Source organism: Flavobacterium erigeronis (genome assembly GCF_054075165.1).
The window spans coordinates 1-285 of record NZ_JBSKGP010000041.1 but is presented as its reverse complement, the minus strand read 5'-3'; the positions used below and the strand labels follow the sequence as shown (position 1 = coordinate 285).

Below are 285 nucleotides of genomic sequence, written 5' to 3'. Positions count from 1 at the left end.
GAATAACTACAACAACGGAACCCACGAAATCGTGCTTCGTTTTGAATTGGTTAACCGCAAAAAAGGACTAAGATCACCAAGATTCTTTTAATACGACCGTCTATGAAAAGAAGAATTACTATACTCGTACTGCTCATCATTCAGATGGCATTTTCGCAGACCAAAAACAAGGCCGCCGATGCGTTGTTTGACAAAATGTACTATGTCGAAGCAGCAAAATCGTATGAAATGTCTATAAACAGTGGCGACAACTCCAGAGAAATACTGCAGCGTATTGGCGACGCG

Annotated in this window: 1 protein-coding gene; it reads left to right on the top strand. The window is 41.4% G+C overall.

From position 1 onward, the window contains the following. Window positions 1-102 precede the first annotated feature (102 nt). On the top strand, window positions 103-285 hold a 183-nt coding region (locus tag ACWA1F_RS23990), incomplete at its 3' end, for a hypothetical protein (RefSeq protein ID WP_456897555.1).